Origin of the sequence: Paenibacillus sp. 1182 (assembly GCF_017833915.1) — a bacterium.
Lineage (GTDB): Bacteria > Bacillota > Bacilli > Paenibacillales > Paenibacillaceae > Paenibacillus > Paenibacillus polymyxa_D.
Genome location: NZ_JAFICR010000002.1, coordinates 282,221 through 302,990, shown reverse-complemented (window position 1 = coordinate 302,990; position 20,770 = coordinate 282,221). Strand labels below are relative to the sequence as shown.

At 47.1% G+C, this 20,770-nt stretch carries 19 protein-coding genes and 1 riboswitch; of the genes, 10 read left to right on the top strand and 9 right to left on the bottom strand.

Annotated features, from left to right (window positions below; all coding sequences use genetic code 11):
• Nucleotides 1-74 precede the first annotated feature (74 nt).
• Together JOD82_RS04400 and JOD82_RS04395 are read right to left on the bottom strand one after the other, a co-directional pair.
• Nucleotides 75-914, bottom strand: coding sequence for a response regulator transcription factor (locus JOD82_RS04400; RefSeq protein ID WP_025720336.1), 840 nt, complete (start codon nt 912-914; stop codon nt 75-77).
• Nucleotides 890-1,285, bottom strand: coding sequence for a Fur family transcriptional regulator (locus JOD82_RS04395; RefSeq protein ID WP_023990809.1), 396 nt, complete (start codon nt 1,283-1,285; stop codon nt 890-892). The genes JOD82_RS04400 and JOD82_RS04395 overlap by 25 nt, the downstream gene beginning before the upstream one ends.
• Nucleotides 1,286-1,472: 187 nt before the next feature.
• Between JOD82_RS04395 and JOD82_RS04390 the strand changes: the two genes are divergently transcribed.
• Nucleotides 1,473-1,766 carry a YczF family membrane protein gene (locus tag JOD82_RS04390; RefSeq protein ID WP_209947729.1) on the top strand — a complete coding sequence of 98 codons (294 nt, stop codon included), beginning with the start codon at nt 1,473-1,475 and terminating at the stop codon, nt 1,764-1,766.
• Here JOD82_RS04390 and JOD82_RS04385 read toward each other — a convergent pair.
• The 4 genes from JOD82_RS04385 to JOD82_RS04370 are packed head-to-tail and all read right to left on the bottom strand — an operon-like array spanning nt 1,754 to nt 5,952.
• Nucleotides 1,754-1,963: a hypothetical protein gene (locus tag JOD82_RS04385; protein ID WP_029518606.1), complete on the bottom strand. Its 210-nt coding sequence runs from the start codon at nt 1,961-1,963 to the stop codon at nt 1,754-1,756. The two genes, JOD82_RS04390 and JOD82_RS04385, sit on opposite strands and share 13 nt — an antisense overlap.
• Complete coding sequence (locus tag JOD82_RS04380) at nt 1,960-3,072, bottom strand: GerAB/ArcD/ProY family transporter (protein ID WP_209947727.1); 1,113 nt, start codon at nt 3,070-3,072, stop codon at nt 1,960-1,962. The genes JOD82_RS04385 and JOD82_RS04380 overlap by 4 nt, the downstream gene beginning before the upstream one ends.
• 26 nt (nt 3,073-3,098) lie before the next feature.
• Entirely contained in the window at nt 3,099-4,274 is a 1,176-nt protein-coding gene (locus tag JOD82_RS04375; protein ID WP_245248899.1) for a Ger(x)C family spore germination protein, read from the bottom strand.
• Between the two features lie 43 nt (nt 4,275-4,317).
• Nucleotides 4,318-5,952, bottom strand: coding sequence for a spore germination protein (locus JOD82_RS04370; protein WP_209947724.1), 1,635 nt, complete (start codon nt 5,950-5,952; stop codon nt 4,318-4,320).
• Between the two features lie 224 nt (nt 5,953-6,176).
• Here JOD82_RS04370 and JOD82_RS04365 point away from each other — a divergent pair, with 224 nt between their 5' ends.
• Complete coding sequence (locus tag JOD82_RS04365) at nt 6,177-7,268, top strand: GGDEF domain-containing protein (RefSeq protein ID WP_209947722.1); 1,092 nt, start codon at nt 6,177-6,179, stop codon at nt 7,266-7,268.
• Between the two features lie 66 nt (nt 7,269-7,334).
• Here the strand turns inward: JOD82_RS04365 and JOD82_RS04360 are convergent, their stop codons facing one another.
• Entirely contained in the window at nt 7,335-7,808 is a 474-nt protein-coding gene (locus JOD82_RS04360) for an Rrf2 family transcriptional regulator (RefSeq protein ID WP_029518611.1), read from the bottom strand.
• Between the two features lie 66 nt (nt 7,809-7,874).
• Nucleotides 7,875-10,829 (bottom strand): glycoside hydrolase family 3 C-terminal domain-containing protein, encoded by a 2,955-nt coding sequence (locus tag JOD82_RS04355; protein ID WP_209947721.1) that lies wholly within the window; start codon nt 10,827-10,829, stop codon nt 7,875-7,877.
• A 236-nt stretch (nt 10,830-11,065) separates the two neighbouring features.
• On the opposite strand from JOD82_RS04355, the gene JOD82_RS04350 reads away from it, so the two are divergent.
• From JOD82_RS04350 to metE, 4 genes are all read left to right on the top strand, one after another.
• On the top strand, nt 11,066-11,536 hold the full coding sequence (locus JOD82_RS04350) for an AbrB/MazE/SpoVT family DNA-binding domain-containing protein (RefSeq protein ID WP_029518613.1): 471 nt from the start codon (nt 11,066-11,068) through the stop codon (nt 11,534-11,536).
• 293 nt (nt 11,537-11,829) lie between these two features.
• A complete protein-coding gene (locus JOD82_RS04345) occupies nt 11,830-13,779 on the top strand; it encodes an anaerobic ribonucleoside triphosphate reductase (RefSeq protein ID WP_029518614.1) in 1,950 nt (649 codons plus the stop codon).
• The gene (nrdG, locus tag JOD82_RS04340; RefSeq protein ID WP_069012087.1) at nt 13,776-14,273 is read left to right on the top strand and encodes an anaerobic ribonucleoside-triphosphate reductase activating protein; all 498 of its coding nucleotides are present in this window, start codon (nt 13,776-13,778) and stop codon (nt 14,271-14,273) included. The genes JOD82_RS04345 and nrdG overlap by 4 nt, the downstream gene beginning before the upstream one ends.
• Before the next feature lie 179 nt (nt 14,274-14,452).
• Nucleotides 14,453-14,648, top strand: a riboswitch (cobalamin riboswitch).
• A 161-nt stretch (nt 14,649-14,809) separates the two neighbouring features.
• Entirely contained in the window at nt 14,810-17,128 is a 2,319-nt protein-coding gene (gene metE / locus JOD82_RS04335; RefSeq protein ID WP_069012086.1) for a 5-methyltetrahydropteroyltriglutamate--homocysteine S-methyltransferase, read from the top strand.
• 87 nt (nt 17,129-17,215) lie between these two features.
• Here the strand turns inward: metE and JOD82_RS04330 are convergent, their stop codons facing one another.
• A complete protein-coding gene (locus tag JOD82_RS04330; RefSeq protein WP_069012084.1) occupies nt 17,216-17,749 on the bottom strand; it encodes a DUF6985 domain-containing protein in 534 nt (177 codons plus the stop codon).
• Nucleotides 17,750-18,130: 381 nt separating this feature from the next.
• On the opposite strand from JOD82_RS04330, the gene JOD82_RS04325 reads away from it, so the two are divergent.
• The 4 genes from JOD82_RS04325 to JOD82_RS04310 all read left to right on the top strand — a co-directional run bounded on the left by JOD82_RS04325 (nt 18,131) and on the right by JOD82_RS04310 (nt 20,699).
• Nucleotides 18,131-18,460: a PadR family transcriptional regulator gene (locus tag JOD82_RS04325; protein WP_029518618.1), complete on the top strand. Its 330-nt coding sequence runs from the start codon at nt 18,131-18,133 to the stop codon at nt 18,458-18,460.
• On the top strand, nt 18,453-19,004 hold the full coding sequence (locus tag JOD82_RS04320) for a DUF1700 domain-containing protein (RefSeq protein ID WP_069012083.1): 552 nt from the start codon (nt 18,453-18,455) through the stop codon (nt 19,002-19,004). Before JOD82_RS04325 ends, JOD82_RS04320 begins: the two co-directional genes overlap by 8 nt.
• Nucleotides 19,005-19,008: 4 nt before the next feature.
• Complete coding sequence (locus tag JOD82_RS04315) at nt 19,009-19,860, top strand: DUF4097 family beta strand repeat-containing protein (protein ID WP_069012081.1); 852 nt, start codon at nt 19,009-19,011, stop codon at nt 19,858-19,860.
• Between the two features lie 119 nt (nt 19,861-19,979).
• Nucleotides 19,980-20,699, top strand: a complete 720-nt coding sequence (locus JOD82_RS04310; RefSeq protein ID WP_039271709.1) for a 3-ketoacyl-ACP reductase — start codon at nt 19,980-19,982, stop codon at nt 20,697-20,699.
• The last annotated feature ends 71 nt before the right edge of the window (nt 20,700-20,770 follow it).

Genomic DNA, 20,770 nt, shown 5'->3' with positions numbered 1-20,770 from the left:
TCTTCATGGAATCATATACAAACCGCCGAATGTCTCCATCCGGCGGAAATTCATCGGTATTCATAACTTTCAGTTCAATCTGCCAATCTGTATCCTACACCTCTTACGGTTGCAATATATTCAGGTTCTGCAGGCCGATCATCCAGCTTCTTGCGCAAACTTTTGACATGCACATCTACAACGTTGCTGCCGCCTACAAAATCCGTCTCCCAGATATCGTGCATCATTTGCTCGCGGGAGATCACTTTGCCTTGAGCATCAATCAGCTTCAGCAGCAAATCGTATTCTGTTTTAGTCAGATTCAATTGACTCTCTTCTTTATATACCAGCATTTTATCTCGGTCAATCCAGATGTCCTTGAACACCGTACGACGGCTGGCTTGCGCTGCCTGACGGGAAGTTGCAGGATGGCGTACAATCATCCGTTCAATGTCATGCACCATATGATTGGAAGCCAGCGGCCACACCAGCACCTCTTCTGAAGGAAGCAGCTCATGAGCATGTACAGACACCCGATCCTGAACCACGTACATAACTGGTGTGTCTTTCATGTGTTCTACCTCAAGACGATTGCGAATATCCAGTAATTCACTCTGTGGTTCGGTAGCGGTCAAATCGTAAATCAAGAGATCGCTTCCCAGATGACGCTGCACTTCAGGTTCCCAGCGATGGAAAACCATCACATCAAAACACGCATCTGACAGCGTACGCACCAACCCGTGAACTACACCCGGTACCGAACTGATCAGAATGATACGACGTGTAGTTGGACAATACAAGGGCTCATTGGAAGGAACGGTCTGCACCGTAGGTGTAGAGGGAGCAGCTAACATCGATGTCCAACTGCCCTTCACCCGTCTAGGCATGTCAGCCACTTTGAAACGATTTGTTATCTGATTCGCTTGCTTTGACATTCCTTACACACTCCTCCGAATACGACATGGGCATGGGCAATATTATACCCCGTTTCATGCGCAACCGTGTCAATCCAATCATGTGGGACTTCACTCATCACTTCATCTACTCGGCCGCATACCTGACAAATAATATGCTGATGATCGTCCATCCGCCCGTCATAGCGACTCGCAGCTTCCCCCAGCTTCAATTCACGGATTAATTCCTTATCCGTCAAATAACGCAGTGAATTATATACCGTTCCATAGGCCAGATTATATCCGCGCTCCATCAACCGATTCATAACATCGGCCGCAGTAGGATGATCGTGAGCTTCACGAACCACATCATATACCGCTTGGCGCTGCGAAGTTAAATTTAAAGTTCTCATACCGCACCTCCCTTAACCAACGCAGATTATATTAATTACAAACTTACAATCATATTAAAGATCAATTTAGAATAAGTATAAATCTTAATTTATTTCAAGTCAATGGTATCGGATAAATTGAACGGCTTTGCAACACAATGTATACAGGAGTACATGCTTAGCTTATTTATAATCGGAGGGATATTTTATGAAGATAGTGTGGATATTCACGCTCTTTATGCTGCTAATGCTCGGAACAAGTATATTGATAAAATGGCTTTCTGGTGTTCATCATCCTTGGGAGCCTATTTCATTGGCTTTTTTCACTATGCGACCATCAGAATATGTCGTCCTGGCAGGAATGCTTATAGTGTTCTTTATAAATGTGGGCAAAAAGCCAAGAGGAAACGCATTTCGCTTCCTGTTCTCACAATGGTCACGTTTCCTCAAAGTTCCTACTTCTTCCTCTGATTCTCCGCAACAGAGCCATCAGAAAGAATAAACAAGGGAAAACGCAAACAAATAATGGATGAATATAGATGAGGGACAGTCGTCCAAATTCAAAGTGGCAATCCATGTATTCCGTTCATATTCACTATCCATATTAATAATGACCACATCTCCCAGAATAAAATGGAACATCAAAATGAGCATTTGACCGGTACCGATGTATTTTTTGTCGGCAAGACGATGACTCATGAGACATTTTCCTCTCCTTTTTTATTCCGGGTCTTTCTCAGCCACGACACGATTAGCAGCAAGATAGGAAAAAACACGGCAAATATCGGAAACAGCCATTTCAGCACTAACTCGCCTGTTTGAAGGTGATCTTGATAGCTCAGTGCCATCAATACACAAGAGACTAACATGATAATCCCAAATGGCAGGATCAGTTTATGGTAAGACACTCTCAATACATCCTCTGCGGCTTTAACCGCGGCATAATAGAAGATGAAAATTTTAAAAAAATCAAAGATAATAACGCTCATAACGCCGATGACATCGACTCTGTCGATAAAATCAGATATTTCGACCTTGCTGATCATCGAGAGCAGCGGGTAAGTCGCCCGTTTGAACACATCTTCCCCCAGTGCAAGCACATTGGAGAGTGTAACAATAGACAGGAGCAGCCCTCCCAGCAATATAGCAGAGACCCCTACCCCATTGGCACGATAGCCTTTTTTTAATGTGGGGAGAATCATCGCAAACGTAACCATCTCGCCGTACGGTAGCATCACGGCTTGCGAATAAACAACTTGCCATATCGGCTGCCAGCCATGCTCGGCTATGGGCAATATATTGCCGACATCTACAATGCCTGCCAACAAAATTAATATATTCGTAGCCAGGCCCAGCAGTAGCAGCAAAATTAACATGATAATGGCCGTCCGGCCTGCAACCTCGATTCCCAAATACACCACATACATGACAAGTCCAATCATTAAGGCACAAATGACTGTCAACGGCGTATGCTGAAGTGTCCGGTCGGCAATCAGGATCCCCGTGTCCCGAAGATCCCGTGCTCCGCCGTAAAGAAAAAACACGATATATATAAAAGCAAGCGCACTCCCTGCTTTCTTGCCCAAAAGGGCTCTGCAGTACTGTGTCATGAGCAAGTCGGGAAAACGTCGGTGAAGGCTGCCATAGCATACAAAAAGCATTGCCCCCAAAACCGTGGAAATGAGGATGGCGATCCACGCATCCTTGCCCGCATTCCTTCCGGGAATAGACATCATGGATGTGCCCATCTCAAACAACACCATAAGAGAGATCATCTCTTTTGCACCTATCCGTGTCTTTTTTTTCATGGCCTTCCCTCCTTGCTCTATTTTCACTAGTCTGATTCCCCCTTGGAGTATGGGTTAGTCCGCGACTGAGTGTGTTTCAGTACAGAAGTCACTTGAATACGGACGGTGCTTTCCGCAAAATTACGGCTCCATTCGGAAGAGAGTCTTTTCCATTGTTTGGGATAGCTCCTCTCCAGCGCAAGGCCAAAGCCTATTACATCGCTACGGGTACGCTGAACCTCTCTGACTGTTGAAGTGATCACTTTTTTCGTCTCCTCTGTCCATTTCTCCTGCAGTCTTTTCATCGCCTCCGGACTTTGTAAGTTAATCGAGCACTCGGCTTCCTGTACCGCCCCGGTCTGTTTTAGGTTAATCACAAAAACAGGCTCCCCTTGCTCCATCCGTGTGTGTATATTGGTTGAAGAGAACAAGGTTTCGATGCCAATGGTTTCCCTATCCTTACCGCAGCTCAGTGTTGTTTGGGCACCTTTCACCTTGTTGTTGATCATAGACAGTCCAATGGCCTGATCATCATCCAACCAGCGGACAAGCCGATCCTTTTTGAACACCCCCATTCCCTTAATATGAACAATAGCTTTCGGTAAAATATTGTCCACATTGTTCTTGCTTGAGGCCTGCTCTAAATTCCCATTGACCCCTATGCCCGTCAGCACAGGACCGCCACCCTTATGAGACATGCTGCGAATCACATCGTCGATAGTCACCGCGTAATCCCCGGCATACAAACGCTCCGATGTTTCCAGCTTTCCTGAAATATCATTGGCGGGAATACGACCGATTGCGGTCATGATTGCCAGTACATCCTTCCCAGTATTACCGCGTGCCACCAGCATTTTCACCGGCAGCCGGATTTCTGTAGACCTTTCCAGAGAATCCATCATATCGCCGATTCCAGCCCGTGCCAGCTTTTCACCAATAACGATCAGTTTGGTATGCGCCAAAGAAATGATCCGCGGAACCCTTTGTGAGGCTCTGCGGAGCGCTTGAAACAGATTTTTTCCCTTTTCCCGATACAAAACGACTGGAGTATCTCCTCTCGCTTTGGCTCCGGCGATTTCATCTGCTACGATCACCTGTAGGGAAACCTCATAATCCGACTCCCCAACCAAATCAATTCCTATCCCAGCTACTACTGCTCTCTGGTTTAACTCCACAGAATCCCAGCAACCGGATAACAAGGGAGCGAACAGTAGTAAAACCAAACACAGCCCCCCTATTCTCCTCTTAAAAGTTACTGCACTTTGTTCATTCCTCTTCCGCTGATACACCCTGATTGCCCCCCTCCTGCATCGGTGTGGTTTTATCAGAAGAGGAAATCCCGCTTCCATCCTTCATTCTTTTCTGGTTCTTAGATGTAATGCTTTTAGGACGCTTCCTCATCATCCAGAACGGGAGTCGCAATACGGCATCCTTTTGACTCTCCAGCACAAAAGGGCTGAAAGGCGCCATGTAGGGCACCCCGAAAGAACTCAGACTGTTCATATGAGCAATCAGCGCAATCAACCCCAATGTAATGCCGTATAGCCCCATAAACGCTGACAGTATCATGAAAATAAACCGGCACAATCTCCCGGCCACTGCCATGTTATAGGCTGGGATTGCGAAACTGGCTATTCCCGTCAGGGCTACTACAATTGTGAGCAGCGGGGTGACGACTCCGGCTTCCACGGCCGCTTGACCCAACACAAGCGCTCCTATAACGGAAACCGTTTGACCACCCGCACGCGGCATTCGAATACCCGCCTCACGCAAAATCTCAAAGGTAATCTCCAAAATAAACGCCTCTAGAAATGCCGGAAAAGGAACGGATTCCCGCTGAGCCAATATGCTGATCAGTAGTGGAGTCGGTATCATTTCATAATGGTATGTTGTTAAGGCAATGTAGAGAGAAGGCCCTAGAATAAGAATAATGAAGCTGATATATCTAATGAGCCGAACAACAGTCGCCATATCGTAACGCTCTTCATAATCCGAAGAACTCTGAAAAAATTGGGCAAATACTGTAGGCATCACCAGTACAAACGGAGTCCCGTCTACGATGAGCGCCACTCGGCCCTCCATAATATTGCTGCTGATGGTGTCGGGTCTTTCCGTGTTAAAAATCGTTGGGAATGGTGTGAAATGATTTTCTTGTATCATCTCCTCAACCATGCCGGACTCAAATATAGCGTCAATATTGATGTTTTCTATCCGTTTACGAACCTCATCTACGACGCCTGGATTTGCAATGTTCTTCATGTACAGCATGGCCACATTCGTGAGAGACGTGCTTCCCACTTGGAACATCTCCAATGTAAGATCGGAGCTTTTAATCCGTCGCCGGACCAGAGAAATATTCGTGAATAGGGATTCTACAAATCCCTCTTTCGGTCCTCTGACGACTGTCTGTGTTGTTGGCTCGCTGACTGCGCGTGTCTCTCCCCCACGCGTGCCGCACGCAATCGCTTTTTCGCAGCCTTCCAATAAGATGATCGTGTCCCCCATTAACAGTTGTTCCATCATGGAACTCCAATCATCGCAGTCCTTCACTTCTCCCAGTGCAAGCGCATGACTCTGTATTCTTACGTACAGCGCTTCTGCATTCTCCGCCTCAGCAGCCACTTCAGCAGATGGGCGGCTAAGCATGGATCTCATGATGAGTTCATTCACCGTATCCGTTTTAGCCATACTATCCAGAAACACAATAGCGGCGGGAACATCCGCCCTCAGCCCCAACTTAAAGCGACGCATCAGAAAGTCTGGGCTATCTGACGTCAATTTCTTAATTTGCTGCAAGTTGGTTTCCAAACAAGCTTCGATTTTTAAATAGCGCGGAGAATTTCCATTCTTCTTATCCACACCTGATTTTCTATTATGTTTGCGATAGGGATAGCGAATCATGAGCAAACCTCATCTCCAGTAAGGCAGCAATAGATACCGCCCATTTTTCCTTATTCTTGTATCTTTGGAGTATGCTCAATCTATTCCCAGTTATGCACCAAATACGTGAACGAAACGTTATAAGCGTACCCGCGTAATAAATTTCAATAAATTCTTCATTTGCAAGCTTAATGTCAGTTTTTTTGATAAAATGAAGAAATATGCCTCTCGGGAGGGTTAACATCTTGTTCAGTACGTTTTTTGTAAATACCTGTATCCTTGTCACCTTTTTGTACATAACCGGCCTCATATCACAAAGATATAAAATCCGTCTGCACACCTTGAAGCGTAAGATGCATTGGATTGGAGGCGCCCTTTTTGGGTGCTACGGCATTGTCATGATGTACTATTCAATTCCAGTAGGATTTAATACGATTGCCGATCTTCGTCATCTGGCCATCGTAGCTACCGCCACTTACATCGGCGGCCCAGCAGCGCTCACGGCTACTCTGTTTATATGTATAGGTAGATTATTGCTGTTTGGTATTAACGATCAAGCCATCGTAGGCGCTATTTTTATGATACTCGTTGGCCTGGGGTGCGCTTTATTGTCACATCTGTCCTGGTCACGTTTACCCAAGCTGATGATTATGAACGTTTTTGCTTTGGGCATTATATTCTGTCCCCTTATGATTAATTTGAAAAATCTTGATGATGTTCTGCACGTGTATCCGCTCCAATTCTTCATTTCCATGGTCGGTGGATGTCTTCTGTACCTCATTGCTGAATCTATCAACACATCCAATGAGCTGTTACTTCGTCTGGAGCATACCTCCTACACAGACCATCTCACTAATTTAAGCAACAGAAGGCAGCTTGAGTTCTCATTGGAAGAGAAGCTCCCTCAAGCTCGCCAACGTCATGAGCATTTATCCGTACTGGTGTTGGATATTGATCACTTCAAGGAAGTCAACGATACCTACGGACATGCCGCAGGAGATGCAGTGCTGCGCCAGCTTGGACAGATTTTAATGGAAAAATGTCGTCCTAATGATGTAGTCACCCGCAGCGGGGGAGAAGAATTCACCGTACTCTTGCCGAATTGCGCTTTTCGGCAAGCACTTCGCATAGCTAATCAAATTCTTAGCGGAGTAAATCAGTATGAGTTTGTTTTAGCGGACGGGTTTATTCTTAAAGTCACCGTGTCCATCGGCGTGACAACCTTTCCAGGTACCGGGGAAGATATGTCCGGGGCAGCCCTATTGGAGCAGGCAGATAAAGCTCTATACGAAGCTAAAAATGCAGGACGTAACCGGGTTTGCTCATATGAAATATAATTTGAGGCATGACCATTTCATAGAAATAGCCGATACAACCCTCTTTTGAGAGTTGTTCGGCTATTATCATTTTGAATCTTCATTATGATTGCATTTCCCCACCACGAGTGATGTACGCTTGGCAAGCGAAGCCAGCGTATGGGCCCCCCATACTTCCAGCATACGTCGTTCGCTCTCGGCTAAAATTTCGGATACGGCTATCGCCAACTCCTCACAAAAAGGATTGGTTTCCGGTTCATGCATCATACCCGGGAAAATTGGATCACATATTTCAATGGCGTGGTATATATCGGCAAGTGTAATATGGTCGGCCGAACGGGTAAGCACATAGCCTCCCTCACGACCTTCGCGTGCTGCAATCAAATCTGCCTGTACAAGTCGCGTCAGCACCCTGCGCACCAAAGTGACTTCGCAGTCAATGGAACGGGCAATAGAACCGCTGGCACAGAGTTCTCCGTGCTTTTCCAAATAGACAAGCGCCTTTACCGCCACCCCAAGCCATCTGGGCGTTGCGGTGCGTAGTCTTTTTTCACTATTCAAATGAGATGACACCCCTAAGCTGTAGAAACTTCGTTGAATGCATTGTACGTGATGTCAGAAGTAAGTTCAAGCCTGAAAGCCGGAATCCTCTGTAGCATGATCGCCCAAAATAAAATGAGCTAACCGCACTTCCCCGCTCAACAACAGATATACATCACGTATGCCAGAGACTGAATGTACCGCTTCGGAGAGTGTAACCCATGCTTGCGCCCCTCCTGTATTGCCCACGTTCACACGTGCCACGGCTTCACTATCGGGTGCATCCAAACACAGCTCAATTGTGGCATCACTGCTGTTGCCCGACACGCGGCACTGAAGCTCGGTCACACTCACCGTATCCATGTCTACGCCATGAAAGGCAATCCAACCAGAACGTTGAGGTGTGCGCGGACGTACACAGGCCTCCTTTTGCTCCTTGCTTTCATCTAGTACGATGTCGGAGCAATCATCGAAGTTTTCAGCGCGGATACTTCGTCCGGCTTGGCGTGGTGGAATGACTTCGCCTCGAACGTACACAGGGTGCTCCAATCGGATATCCGCTGAGGAAGCACCAGCCAGCAGTGTATATTCACCCGATTCAACGCAATAGCAATCCCGCGTAACATCCCAGATCGCCCAATCCTTCATCCGAATCGTAAAGGAAACCGTTCGCGTCTCACCTGCCTCTAAGCGAATACGTTGAAAACCGCACAATGTCTTCAATGGTCGCTTTACTCGTGAGGCACCAGGCCGTACATAGAGTTGCACAACCTCTTCACCAGCAGCTACGCCCCGATTCGTCACCTCTACCCACACCTGGAGCGTATCCATGGCATCCAGTGCAGCAATAGATGTTACGCTATCCTTCAGGGCATCTGTACGCAGGTCACTATATTCAAAAGGCGAATACGTCAATCCATGGCCAAATGGATACAAGGATACACCTTCAAAATATTGATAGGTACGACCACCGCGAATAATATCGTAATCTTTGATGTCGCCCAATTGATCCTCGCTCTGAACCCAGGTCATGTTCAAACGCCCCGCTGGCGCGTAATCTCCAAATAACACATCCGCTATTGCCGTACCATGCTCTTGTCCCGCATGAGACGTGTATACGATCGCTGGAATATGCTCCTGAACCCAAGGGATGGCAAATGGATAGCTACCCGTCAGAACCACAATCGTATTCGGATTGACGCGATACACTTCCTCGATAAGCCGTTGCTGGGAAGCTGCCAGTTCCAAGCCTGGGCGATCATTCTCTTCCTTTCCATTGATGAGCGGGTGATTTCCAACAAATACAATTGCTGTATCTGCCGCTTGCGCAGCGGCTATCGCTTCCGCTAAACCATCTGACACCGTCTCTACCTGGAATGTTGTATGGCTCTGTCCTGAAACTGTCGAGGCTGTTGAGGCGTTACACTCTACAGCGTTAAGTGCGGATTTTTCAGCCTCCCCTACCTTTAATGAGCCCTCTGTTCCGGCAATGACTGGTTTTCCATTCCATGTCGTCCACAGATGCTCTCCTTGTCCAACAGGAGTCAGCCCAAAGACCTCTTTGACATACCAGCCATACGCTTCATCAGCTGTCACACGAAGCGTTATTTCATCACTCGTCACGTAAGTACCCAGATGCTCATCATGTAACGTCACACTGCCATAGCCCCAATCCGTCATGGTCAATACCGTTGGGTCTCCATCCTGGGATAGGCGCATCTCACCAGAAGAATCAACTGCGAGCTTCGATCCGTCATTCGCCGCCGTCAAGGTCACGCGATCCTTGGCATCAAGGTACACGACGCGTTCCTTCTCGTCCTCGCCTTCCAGCTTGGTACGAATCGCCTCCAGCGGTGTAACCCGGTAGGGCAGCGTACCGGAATACCAGTCGCGGTACACCTCATTGCCATGCGTACCAATGACCGCTACTTTGCCACACCGGGCAGGGTCCAATGGCAAGAGTTCATGCTCATTTTTAAGCAATACGATCTGCTCCCTCGCCGCACGCAACGACAATTCACGGGCTTGCTCTGTCACGAGAGCTTCCTCTCCGATCGAGGCATAGGGGTTGTCTGCAGCCGGATCAAATTCCCCCAACCGAAAACGGACACGGAACGTATGAAACAATGCCCGATCCAAGTCTTCTTCTTGCAGCGATCCTTGTGCCAAAGCTTCTCGAATCGCCCGCTTGGAGAGCTCCGCATCATCTGTAATGCTGTCAATTCCCGCCCGAATAGATTCGGCCACACCTGGCGTGTGGGAATCGTAATACTGATGATCGTTGACAATCCCCATGACATCACCCGCATCACTTACGACAAAGCCGTCCATCCCCCATTCGTCCCTGACAATATCGTTAACCCCATGATATAACGTAGCAGGCGTTCCATTAATCAGGTTGTAGGAAGTCATCATCGACTGGGCGCGGCCTTCCATAAAAGGCTTCTCAAAGGCTCTTAGGTAATATTCTCGCAGGTTTCGTGGATCTATACTGGAGGAGCCACTTCCCCGATCCACTTCATTATTGTTACCCAGAAAATGTTTTAAAGTGGCAACCGCTTTCAAATATACCGGATGATCGCCCTGTATCCCCTTGACTAACTCCTTCGACAGCTCTCCCGTCAAATACGGATCTTCGCCGTAAGCTTCCTCATTGCGTCCCCATCTTGGGTCACGCTCCATATCCACCGTAGGTGCCCACAGGGTCAGACCGTTTAATTTAGGATCACGATGATAGTAGACACGCGCCTCATCTGCGATAACAGAGCCGATTTGACGCATTAACTCCGTATCCCAAGTACATGCCAATCCTACTGGCTGAGGAAATGAAGTCGCCTCACCCAACCATGCTATCCCGTGTGCCGCTTCCGTACCGTGCTTGTAAGCTGCGACTCCCAATCGGTCAATGGCCGGCTGGTATTGCAACATGGATTCGATCTTTTCCTCCAAGGTTAGTCGCGACACGAGATCCCGTACACGCTCATCCAGATGAATCTTCGGATCTTGATATAAATATTCGATATCCGTTGTTTCATGACTCATATCCGTCATCTCCTTATCCCATTTTAAGAATATAATGAAAAGGCATACATGAAAGCGTTTTAATATATCATAGCTAAAAAGGAGTATCCCGGCAACAATACCGAAAACATCCTATACTGGATGAAAGAGAGTCGCAGCATAAAGACAAAAAAAGTTGCATTTTACCTTCAATATACAAAGCTAAAAATAATATTTTTTGGTATAATCAGGATATATCATTGAAGGAGGAAGCGCTGATGAAAAATACCGGAATGACAAGGCCCCTGGATCAATTGGGGCGAATTGTACTCCCTAAGGAAATGCGCACCACAATGGATATCAATATCGGTGATTCGCTTGAATTCTTCGTAGATGAAGAAGGATTTGTATTAAGAAAATACACGGGTGTCTCCTGCAAATTTTGCGGCGCGGTGGATCACTTAACTTATTTTCGGGACAGCTTTATCTGCGCTGATTGCATTCAATTATTAAAGACCGATGAAAATGTGCATGCCACAAGCAATGATGCTATCCAGGCTCAAGAACATACCCAGCCGATCCGAAACAACACAACGTGGCAGCCCAAGCAATCCAGAGTGCAGCAAGGTGAAATGGTAAAAAAGCTTCGCAAGCTAATTCAGGATCACCCGAACCTGCCACAAAAAGTGTATGCAGAAATGCTCGATATCTCCCAAGGCCGGGTGTCCCAGTTGAAAAAGCTACTCTAAACCTTCTAAATCTATATCCCAAAATCATACACAATGTACCGACGACCCTATTCATTTTTTTGTCACAACTTCGATTGCCAGGTATAGAGTAAGGCGCATATCTACGGATGTGCCCCTTACTCTATACCTGGCTTTTTCGTGTCGGCCGCTCTTGCTAATGTGACAATAGTCACATACTCCCGATGTATACGTATATACAATATATAGATCGAAACAATTGGTTATCACTAGATATCATCAATATGTTGTTTTTGTGAAAAATATATATATTTTACTATATGGAGGGTTTTACGATGAAGGTGCTGGAGGAACATCAATTATACGACATCGGCGAGCGGGTCATTGGGGCACAAGATCTGGACATGCTGCGGGAGAATGCAAATTTGAATGGAGAATCGTTCAGCGGCAAAATGAGCAAGCTTGGGTCCGAGTATGCCAAATGGTATGCGCGCCTGCGGGTACTTCCGCCTGAACTGACGAACGCGATTGATCACGGATATGTATATGTTCACGATTTGGACCAATACGCACTCGGAACTACGAATTGTATCTTTATCCCTTTTGGCCGGTTACTACAAGACGGATTCAATACAGGCAATGGCTCTGTACGCACACCGCAAACGATTATGTCCGCCATGGCACTAGTTGCCATAATATTTCAGTCTCAGCAAAATAGCCAATTCGGAGGTGTCTCCGCCAATAAAATAGATTGGGACCTTGCCCCATACGTTGCCCGGTCCTTCCGCAAGCATCTGCGCAAGGGACTTCGGCTGTTCGAGGAAGAGATAGAATCTAGTCTGACTGACGATGAACTACATATGGCCAATCCCCATTTGCAAGAAGCCTGCCCTCGTTCATACGCATTCGCTCGCGAAGAGACGGAGACGGAAACCCGACAGGCTGCTGAATCGCTCATTCATAACCTGAACACCATGAGCAGTCGCGCGGGTGGACAGATTCCATTCACTTCACTGAATTACGGAATGTGCACGTCTGCTGAGGGACGGCTTGTTACTCAATCGCTGCTGGAGGCCACGATTCGCGGCTTGGGTAGCGGGGAAACTCCTATTTTTCCACAGCATATTTTCCAATGCAAAGAGGGAATCAATCAGGCAGAAGGCGACGTCAATTATGATTTGTTCTTACGGGCGGTAGAATGCTCTAGCAGACGGATGTATCCCAATTTTGTGAATGTGGATGCCACCTTCAACCTGCCTTTTTACCGTGCTGATGACCCGGATACCATTATAGCGACAATGGGTTGCCGTACCCGCACCATTTCTGACCGTTTCGGTAGAAATCGGCAGAGTGGTAAGGGAAATCTCTCTTTCAATACCATTAATCTGGTGCGGCTTGGCATTGAGTATGGTATTTGCACAGGCAAACGCCTGACACCTGACCGTGATCGCTTTGATGCGAGACTAGAAGAAGTTATGCGCATTGCGGTGGATGGCCTAATCCATCGCTATCAAATCCAGACCAGCCAGCCGGCCAAAGCCTCGGACTTTATGATGCGCGAAGGGGTATGGGAAGGTGGAGAACAACTAGAGCCAGATGATAAGGTGGGAAGCATACTAAAACACGGTACGCTTTCGATCGGATTCATCGGACTGGCTGAGTGCATGAAGGCACTATACGGAAAACACCACGGGGAGGATGATTTCGTATACCGCGAGGCACAGCGAATCATCACTTCTATGCGCGTGTATTGCGATCGAATGAGTGAATATCACAATCTAAATATTACATTATTTGCTACGCCTGCCGAAGGTCTGTCGGGCAAGTTCACCTTGCTGGATCAACGTGATTTCGGGATTATTCCTGAGGTAAATGATCGAGAATATTACACGAATTCTTTTCATATTCCCGTGTATTACACGCTCCCGGCTGCTCGTAAAATCAGCTTGGAAGCTCCGTTCCATAACCTATGCAACGCTGGTGCGATATCATACATTGAGCTGGACGGTAATGCGCGGAATAACCCGGATGCGTTTCTTAAAATTGTTCAATACGCGCTGCATCAGAATATCGGCTACTTTTCCATCAACCATCCGGTGGATCGTTGTACGGAATGCGGTTATGAAGGGATTATCGGGACAAGCTGCCCCCAATGTGGCACAGATGAGGAGCACACACACTTTCAGCGCTTACGTCGGGTAACCGGATATCTGACAGGAGATTATACCGTTCGATTTAATGCTGCAAAACAGGCAGAAGTTCGAGACCGGGTGAAACATAAGTGAATTTATGTGGCTACATTCCGGAATCTCTGAATGAAGGATACGGCCTGCGTACCGTCGTGTTCATTAGCGGTTGCCGTCATGCCTGTCCCGGATGCTTTAATCCAGCGTCGTGGAGCTTCCGTGCAGGTGAGCCATTCACCCCCCAACGACAACAGGAGGTCATTCGTGACATCATGGAAAATCCGTTGTTGGACGGACTGACTCTCTGCGGGGGAGACCCGTTTTTCTCAGCAGCAGAATGCTCGCAATTTGTGCGTGACTTCCGTGCGGCCTGTCCCGACCGAACTGTGTGGGCTTACACTGGCTTTGTCTATGAAGATCTACTCACAGATCAGGAGCGACAAAAGCTAGCACTTTTGTGCGATGTGATTGTGGATGGTCGCTTTGTAGAACAGCAAAAGGACCTGACCCTTCCCTTCCGGGGCAGTCGCAACCAGCGTCTGGTAGATGTAAAAGCCAGCATTCAGGCAGGTTACACCGTTTCATTGACTTAAGGCGAAGGTTACTCGGCAAATGCTATATCTAATCTAGGACAAGTCTCCATCATGGATGAGGCTTGTCTTTTTTTGCATATCCCTAACAGATTCCATTGCAGTTTCTATTGCGCATCCTGCAAGTTTCACTTATGATGGTGAACAAGTATACGAGTGCATAATTATTCGTCATACCTTAACCGCATAGCTTGGAGATAGGTGTCTGTTCTATTCAGATCAGGCTTAAAAGGGAAGCCGGTGCAAATCCGGCACGGTCCCGCCACTGTAAACGGGGAACTTTCAGCTGTTCATACAACCACTGGTCCACAGACCGGGAAGGGATGCTGAGAGTCATGATCCGTAAGTCAGGAGACCTGCCTATTTTAACAACATCGCAAGTACCTACGGAAGATAGGGAGGTGTTAAGAGCAGTCGCCGTATTTTTGATTTTTTAATCACGGAGGCATTCTTTCCCCTACTTATTTTTAACTCTGGGGGGAAGAATGCCTTTTTTGGTACGTAAAAATAAAACAGCCACCCACTAGGAGGAAAAGTACATGTCCGTCATTGAATGGCCTGAATTGTCCGGCTTAATTAGCAGTAATCTAGGATATCCGCGTATCGGCGAAAACCGGGAATGGAAGAAAGCACTGGAACGCTTCTGGAACGGCAGTATTAGCGAAAGCGAACTGCAAACGGAAATGAAAAGATTACGGTTGGAGCATCTGAGCAAGCAGCGTGACAAGGGGATTGATCGCATTCCTGTCGGAGACTTCTCCTATTATGATCACATGCTGGATACATCTGTGATGTTTGGTCTCGTACCCGAACGGTTCAACCATCGTCCCGCAGGTCCGATTCCTCTGTCCGTGTATTTCGGGATCGCTCGTGGACAGAAGGGAGCAACCGCCAGTGAAATGACCAAATGGATGAACACCAATTATCACTACATCGTTCCTGAATTGGCAAACGCAGTCCCGGTGTTCACTGAAAATAAACCTTTACGGGCTTATCGTGAAGCAAAACAAGAGCTAGGCATTGATGGGAAACCGGTCCTCATCGGCCCCTATTCATTCGTTACCCTTTCCAAAGGCTATGATCGCAAGGAGCTTGCTTCTATTATAAGAACCTTCCTGCCTTTATACACCCGTGTCCTGTCTGAACTAGCAGCAGAAGGTGTTCAGTGGGTCCAAATCGATGAACCTGTCCTGACCACCTCATTCCCAGTAGAGGATCTGGACATTATTCAGGAAGTCTATGAAGCTTTGGCCCAAGCTGCGCCCTCTTTAAATATAATGCTGCAAACTTACTTTGGCAGCCTGGACCATTATGAGCGTCTGTCCGCACTTCCGGTACAGGGACTGGGTCTTGATTTTGTGTATGATGATGGCGAAAATCTCCAGCATATATTGCAGTATGGTTTCCCTAAAGGAAAAACGCTGGGCGCTGGGGTCATTGACGGGCGCAATATATGGCGCAGCGACCTTAACGCTGTGGCTACCCTGCTGGGTCAGTTAGCAGAACAGACCACTGCCGAGCAGCTTATCGTACAGCCATCATGCAGTCTGCTGCATGTGCCAGTCAGTCTGGAAGCAGAGCACAAGCTGGATCGAGAACTGGTGCAAGCGCTGGCTTTTGCCGATGAAAAGCTTGAGGAAATCGCCGTCCTGACGGCTGCACTTGGCAAACACGATCCATCCGCACTCACCAAGCTTGGACAAAGTGCAGATGCGGTAGCCCGTTTCAACAGCTCAGCGGCACGCGTACAAACAGCTGACGATCTGGCTGACTTGCTGGCAAAGGAGCCTCTAACACGCAGCGTTCCTTTCGCCGAGCGTCGTGAGATTCAGCAAAATAAGCTGAAGTTGCCTCCACTGCCTACGACGACCATTGGTAGCTTCCCGCAAACCGCCGAGATCCGCAAGGCCCGCCTGCACTATCGCAAAGGAGAATGGTCTGCCGAGCAATACCGGACGTTCATCCAACAGCAAATCAAGGAATGGATTGATATTCAGGAGGACATTGGCATTGACGTGCTTGTACACGGGGAATTTGAGCGGACCGATATGGTTGAATTTTTTGGCGAAAAGCTGAATGGCTTTGCTTTTACACAAAACGGATGGGTGCAGTCCTACGGCTCCCGCTGTGTCAAACCGCCGATTATATACGGAGACGTCTCCTTCGATCAGCCCATGACTGTGGAAGAAACGGCATTCGCTCAATCGTTAACTTCCAAGCCTGTTAAGGGAATGCTTACAGGCCCTGTGACCATTTTGAACTGGTCTTTTGAACGCAATGATATTCCGCGTAGCCAAGTTGCTTTACAATTGGCTCTGGCATTACGGGCAGAGGTAGAGGCACTGGAACAAGCGGGCATCAGCATGATTCAGGTCGATGAACCCGCAATTCGTGAAGGGCTTCCGCTGAAAAAAGAACAACAGCAAGCCTATCTGGATTGGGCAGTTCAAGCCTTCCTTGTGACCACGGCCACCGTTGAACCTGCGACCCAAATCCATACGCATATGTGCTATTCCGAATTTCAGCATATGATTCAGTCCATCTCCGACATGGATGCCGACGTTATATCTATTGAAACTTCGCGAAGCCACGGAGAACTGATTGTCAGCTTTGAAGATCAGGTATACGACAAAGGCATCGGTCTGGGCGTGTACGATATCCACAGTCCGCGCATCCCCGATGTATCTGAAATGCTAAGCATGATCCAGCGTGCCCTGCGCGTACTGCCATCAGATTTGTTCTGGGTTAATCCAGATTGTGGTCTGAAAACCCGCACCAAAGAGGAATCTGTCGCCGCCTTGCGACAAATGGTACAAGCCGCTCAAGCAGCCCGGGCTGCATTGGCTGTATCCAACTAATTTTTTATCGTTTCGAATCACGCCTTCATTTTCAACATATTCTGTTCCCCTTTCCGGTCCTTTCTGCTAAAAGCCCGGGAAGGGGATTTATTCTAGGTCATATAATGTATAAGCGCCTTGAATATGCTCCATTTTCATCTGCTTCATATGTACGCCTAAGCCATGTTCTCGATCCCAGGAACAACTAAAATTCAAATACAGTTCATCCTTTGCCGATGAGTCGGAAATCAATATAGACATAAGCTGTATTCGATTCAACAATTGTTCCGGCCGCTCCACATAAGGCGCATATTCATCCGGGTCCTCTCCCCATGTACTGTAAGCATTCCGATACTTTTCCACGATGCCAGCATAATGATGGTGTATGGATTCCAACACTTGAGGATGAATAGCTGATGAATATTCCATATACTGCTCCCATGTCTTTTTTTGCAACTGTGTAGGTTCTTCTATCGTCTGTGCCTGTTCTTCGGAGTCGGCTCCCACGATAAATTCGACTTCTACTTCCGAGGGTTGCCCGCAAAAATTAAGTTGTACTACACCACGCAGAACAATCTCCTCAGATACATCCCAAGATTCATCATCCTGTTCCAGTTCCATATACCACTGTTTCCAATCCATCCTTTACCCACCTCTTCATAAAAAGTATCTTTAACCGTATTGAATACTTTACAATCTATCATTTTAATGAATGAAATTAAAGCGGCATCCTATCTGTGCTTCCAGCCATATTTCGATGAATTCCCAAATAAAAATACTTTTTTCTACAACATTCGCTACTCAATAAAGCCTCCAAGGAAGGAAATCTGTCCATTTTGACACAAATATTTTATTATTAAAAATTTAGTACCTTGCATTAATCAGTACATGATGTTAAATTATACCTGACTACTGTTCTATAATTAGTACCCGTGACAAATTATGCACAAACACACGTTTCTTTCCCTTATTCCGAACGACACCTATGAATTATTGATAACATCCAGGAAGGGAGCACCGCTCGTGAATGTGAACATCCAATTCAAAAAAGGGGTACTGGAACTGTGCGTTCTCGTTCTAATTGGACGCAAAGACCGTTATGGCTACGAGTTGGCGCAAGCCGTCTCCCGTCATATTGAAGTAGCCGAGGGAGCCCTATATCCACTGCTTCGCCGTCTGGTATCAGAAGGATACTGCACAACGTATTTACAGGAATCGACCGAGGGGCCTCCTCGCAAATATTATCGGCTGACCGATACTGGCAGTCATTATACAAGAATACTTACGCGGGAATGGAATGATTTTGTCCATAATGTCGCAAGCCTACTGGAGGAAGGAAATTCCGATGAATAGAAAACAGTTTCTTACAGAGGTGGAACAGCGTCTTTCTCCTCTCCCTGCAGAGGTACGCAATGAGCTGCTTAGTGATTTGAGCCAGCATTTTGACTACGGGTTGGTTAATGGCAAAAGCGAAAGTGAGATTGCCCATGAGCTGGGTAACCCCGAGGATATTGCCCGAGAAGCGTTGGATGATCCCAATGCAGCCTGGAACGCTTCTCCTCCGCTTCGCCAGGGAAGCTTCGCACGCAATCTTTTTACTTTCTTAGGGCTACTGTTTCTTAACTTGCTGATCTCCATCCCGATTATGGCTACCCTATGGGTAGTATGGGTTTCATTGACCGTGGTAGCGGTCAGCTTCATTGCAGCCCCCCTTCTCGCCGTTACTGATTATGCGCTAAACAGCACCTTTTACCCGGTCAAATTCTTTTTCTCTATCACGTTGACGGGTATAGGTCTATTGCTGCTGCCTGGAGTACGTTATCTCTTACTCCTTATGGTCAGGGGCACTGTACGATACTGGAAATGGAATCTGACTACCCTGAGGGGAGCTTACTAACAACATGAATAAAAAGTGGTTTATTGCAGCAGGTCTGTGCATTGTCATCGGTGTAGCCGGAATGGTGGCTTACGGTGCCCCATGGAGTCAACAAGTCATGAAGGAAACAACTGCGATTAACAAAAAATGGACGTTTACACGTGGTCAGCTACAGAAGCTGAAAGTGGACAGCTCTGATGATGTCTCTATTTTGTTTACTCCTGGCTCTGGCGACCAAGGTACAATACGCATTAGTGGAGAAGTTCAGACAAAGGTAGCCGACCAAATTCATAATGCCCAAATTGAGAACGGTAAGCTTACCATTCAATCGGAGCCGGCCCCTTCCTTGTCATTCTTTTCGATCACTCCTGATTTGGATCAAACGATTACCGTAGAGATGCCCTCTAGTGAAACACTAACTGACCTACAGGTAGATGCACATTCAGGGAATGTAAAACTTCAGGATGCCTCCGTGCAGAATACTTCCATCACCGCTACTTCAGGCACTGCCGAGATTACAAACCTCCAAAGTACCCACCTGATCGCAAATTTAACATCCGGCAATTTTACAGCCAGTCAGCTTGCAGCAGATATGGAGTTAAAGCTTACTTCAGGTGATGTTACCATTCGTGATTATAGCGGTAATGGCCTTATTTCCCTAACCTCAGGGGAGACAAATATTACGCAACGTGCCGTAGCCAACTTGGAAGTGAATGCTGATTCTGGTGACGTGAAGATTAAGCAAGCTCCCGATTTTAAAGGTGTTTATAATGTCCGCTCTGACTCTGGGAGTATCAATACTCCCGAATCTGTTCCCGGTAGTGTGAACGTGATTAAGGTCGAAACCACTTCAGGGGATATTTATATTTCCAAATAGAGACCTCTAAATGAATGCCTCATCAGAGGCGAAGTTTGGTTCAATGAGTTTAACCTTGTATAATGTAACCATGTGCCCAGATGCACAACCACATTATAGATTAATAAGGAGGAGACTGGATGGAACTTAAGAATAAAACAGCTATTATTACAGGAGCCAGTAAAGGAATCGGTAAAGCAATTGCCGAAACTTTAGCTAAGGAAGGCGTTAACCTGGGATTAATTTCACGCACATTGACTGACCTGCAAAAGCTGCAGGATTCACTGGGGAGTACATACGGTGTGAAAGTGGTGAGTGCTGTTGCAGATATATCGGATCGCTCACAGGCCGCTGCCGCTGTAGCCTCACTGGAACATGAGCTAGGCGCTGTCGACATTTTGATCAACAATGCAGGCATTGCTACCTTTGGCACAGTCGCGGAGATGGACCCCGAAGAGTGGGAACGTATTATTCGCGTAAACCTGATGGGAACCTATTATGTCACACATGCTGTGCTTCCAAGCATGCTGGCGCAAAAGAGCGGAAACATTATTAATATTTCCTCGACGGCAGGAGAACGGGGTTTTGCAACAGGCTCAGCATATTGCGCATCCAAATTTGCTTTGATGGGCTTCACGGAAGCACTGATGCAGGAAGTTCGCAAATCTAACATTCGCGTCACCGCGCTGACTCCAAGCACTGTCAATACAGAACTGGCGGCAAACGCAGGATTACCTATTGGTGATGAGGATCGCATGCTTCAACCGCAGGATTTGGCCGATCTGACATTAGCCACATTGAAACTGCCTCCACGAGTTCAATTAAAAGTAGCCGGTATTTGGACAACCAACCCACAGTAGTTCGACATGACATCTTAGATTCATTGGCTGTACAATGCTCCGGCAGACGTAATTGTTCGTCATGCCGGAGC

What these genes read in the sequence shown, in the direction of transcription:
- JOD82_RS04400 (WP_025720336.1), bottom strand. Translation starts at nt 914, where the DNA reads ATGTCAAAGCAAGCGAATCAGATAACAAATCGTTTCAAAGTGGCTGAC.
- JOD82_RS04395 (WP_023990809.1), bottom strand. Translation starts at nt 1,285, where the DNA reads ATGAGAACTTTAAATTTAACTTCGCAGCGCCAAGCGGTATATGATGTG.
- JOD82_RS04390 (WP_209947729.1), top strand. Translation starts at nt 1,473, where the DNA reads ATGAAGATAGTGTGGATATTCACGCTCTTTATGCTGCTAATGCTCGGA.
- JOD82_RS04385 (WP_029518606.1), bottom strand. Translation starts at nt 1,963, where the DNA reads ATGAGTCATCGTCTTGCCGACAAAAAATACATCGGTACCGGTCAAATG.
- JOD82_RS04380 (WP_209947727.1), bottom strand. Translation starts at nt 3,072, where the DNA reads ATGAAAAAAAAGACACGGATAGGTGCAAAAGAGATGATCTCTCTTATG.
- JOD82_RS04370 (WP_209947724.1), bottom strand. Translation starts at nt 5,952, where the DNA reads ATGATTCGCTATCCCTATCGCAAACATAATAGAAAATCAGGTGTGGAT.
- JOD82_RS04355 (WP_209947721.1), bottom strand. Translation starts at nt 10,829, where the DNA reads ATGAGTCATGAAACAACGGATATCGAATATTTATATCAAGATCCGAAG.
- JOD82_RS04350 (WP_029518613.1), top strand. Translation starts at nt 11,066, where the DNA reads ATGAAAAATACCGGAATGACAAGGCCCCTGGATCAATTGGGGCGAATT.
- JOD82_RS04345 (WP_029518614.1), top strand. Translation starts at nt 11,830, where the DNA reads ATGAAGGTGCTGGAGGAACATCAATTATACGACATCGGCGAGCGGGTC.
- metE (WP_069012086.1), top strand. Translation starts at nt 14,810, where the DNA reads ATGTCCGTCATTGAATGGCCTGAATTGTCCGGCTTAATTAGCAGTAAT.
- JOD82_RS04330 (WP_069012084.1), bottom strand. Translation starts at nt 17,749, where the DNA reads ATGGATTGGAAACAGTGGTATATGGAACTGGAACAGGATGATGAATCT.
- JOD82_RS04320 (WP_069012083.1), top strand. Translation starts at nt 18,453, where the DNA reads ATGAATAGAAAACAGTTTCTTACAGAGGTGGAACAGCGTCTTTCTCCT.
- JOD82_RS04315 (WP_069012081.1), top strand. Translation starts at nt 19,009, where the DNA reads ATGAATAAAAAGTGGTTTATTGCAGCAGGTCTGTGCATTGTCATCGGT.
- JOD82_RS04310 (WP_039271709.1), top strand. Translation starts at nt 19,980, where the DNA reads ATGGAACTTAAGAATAAAACAGCTATTATTACAGGAGCCAGTAAAGGA.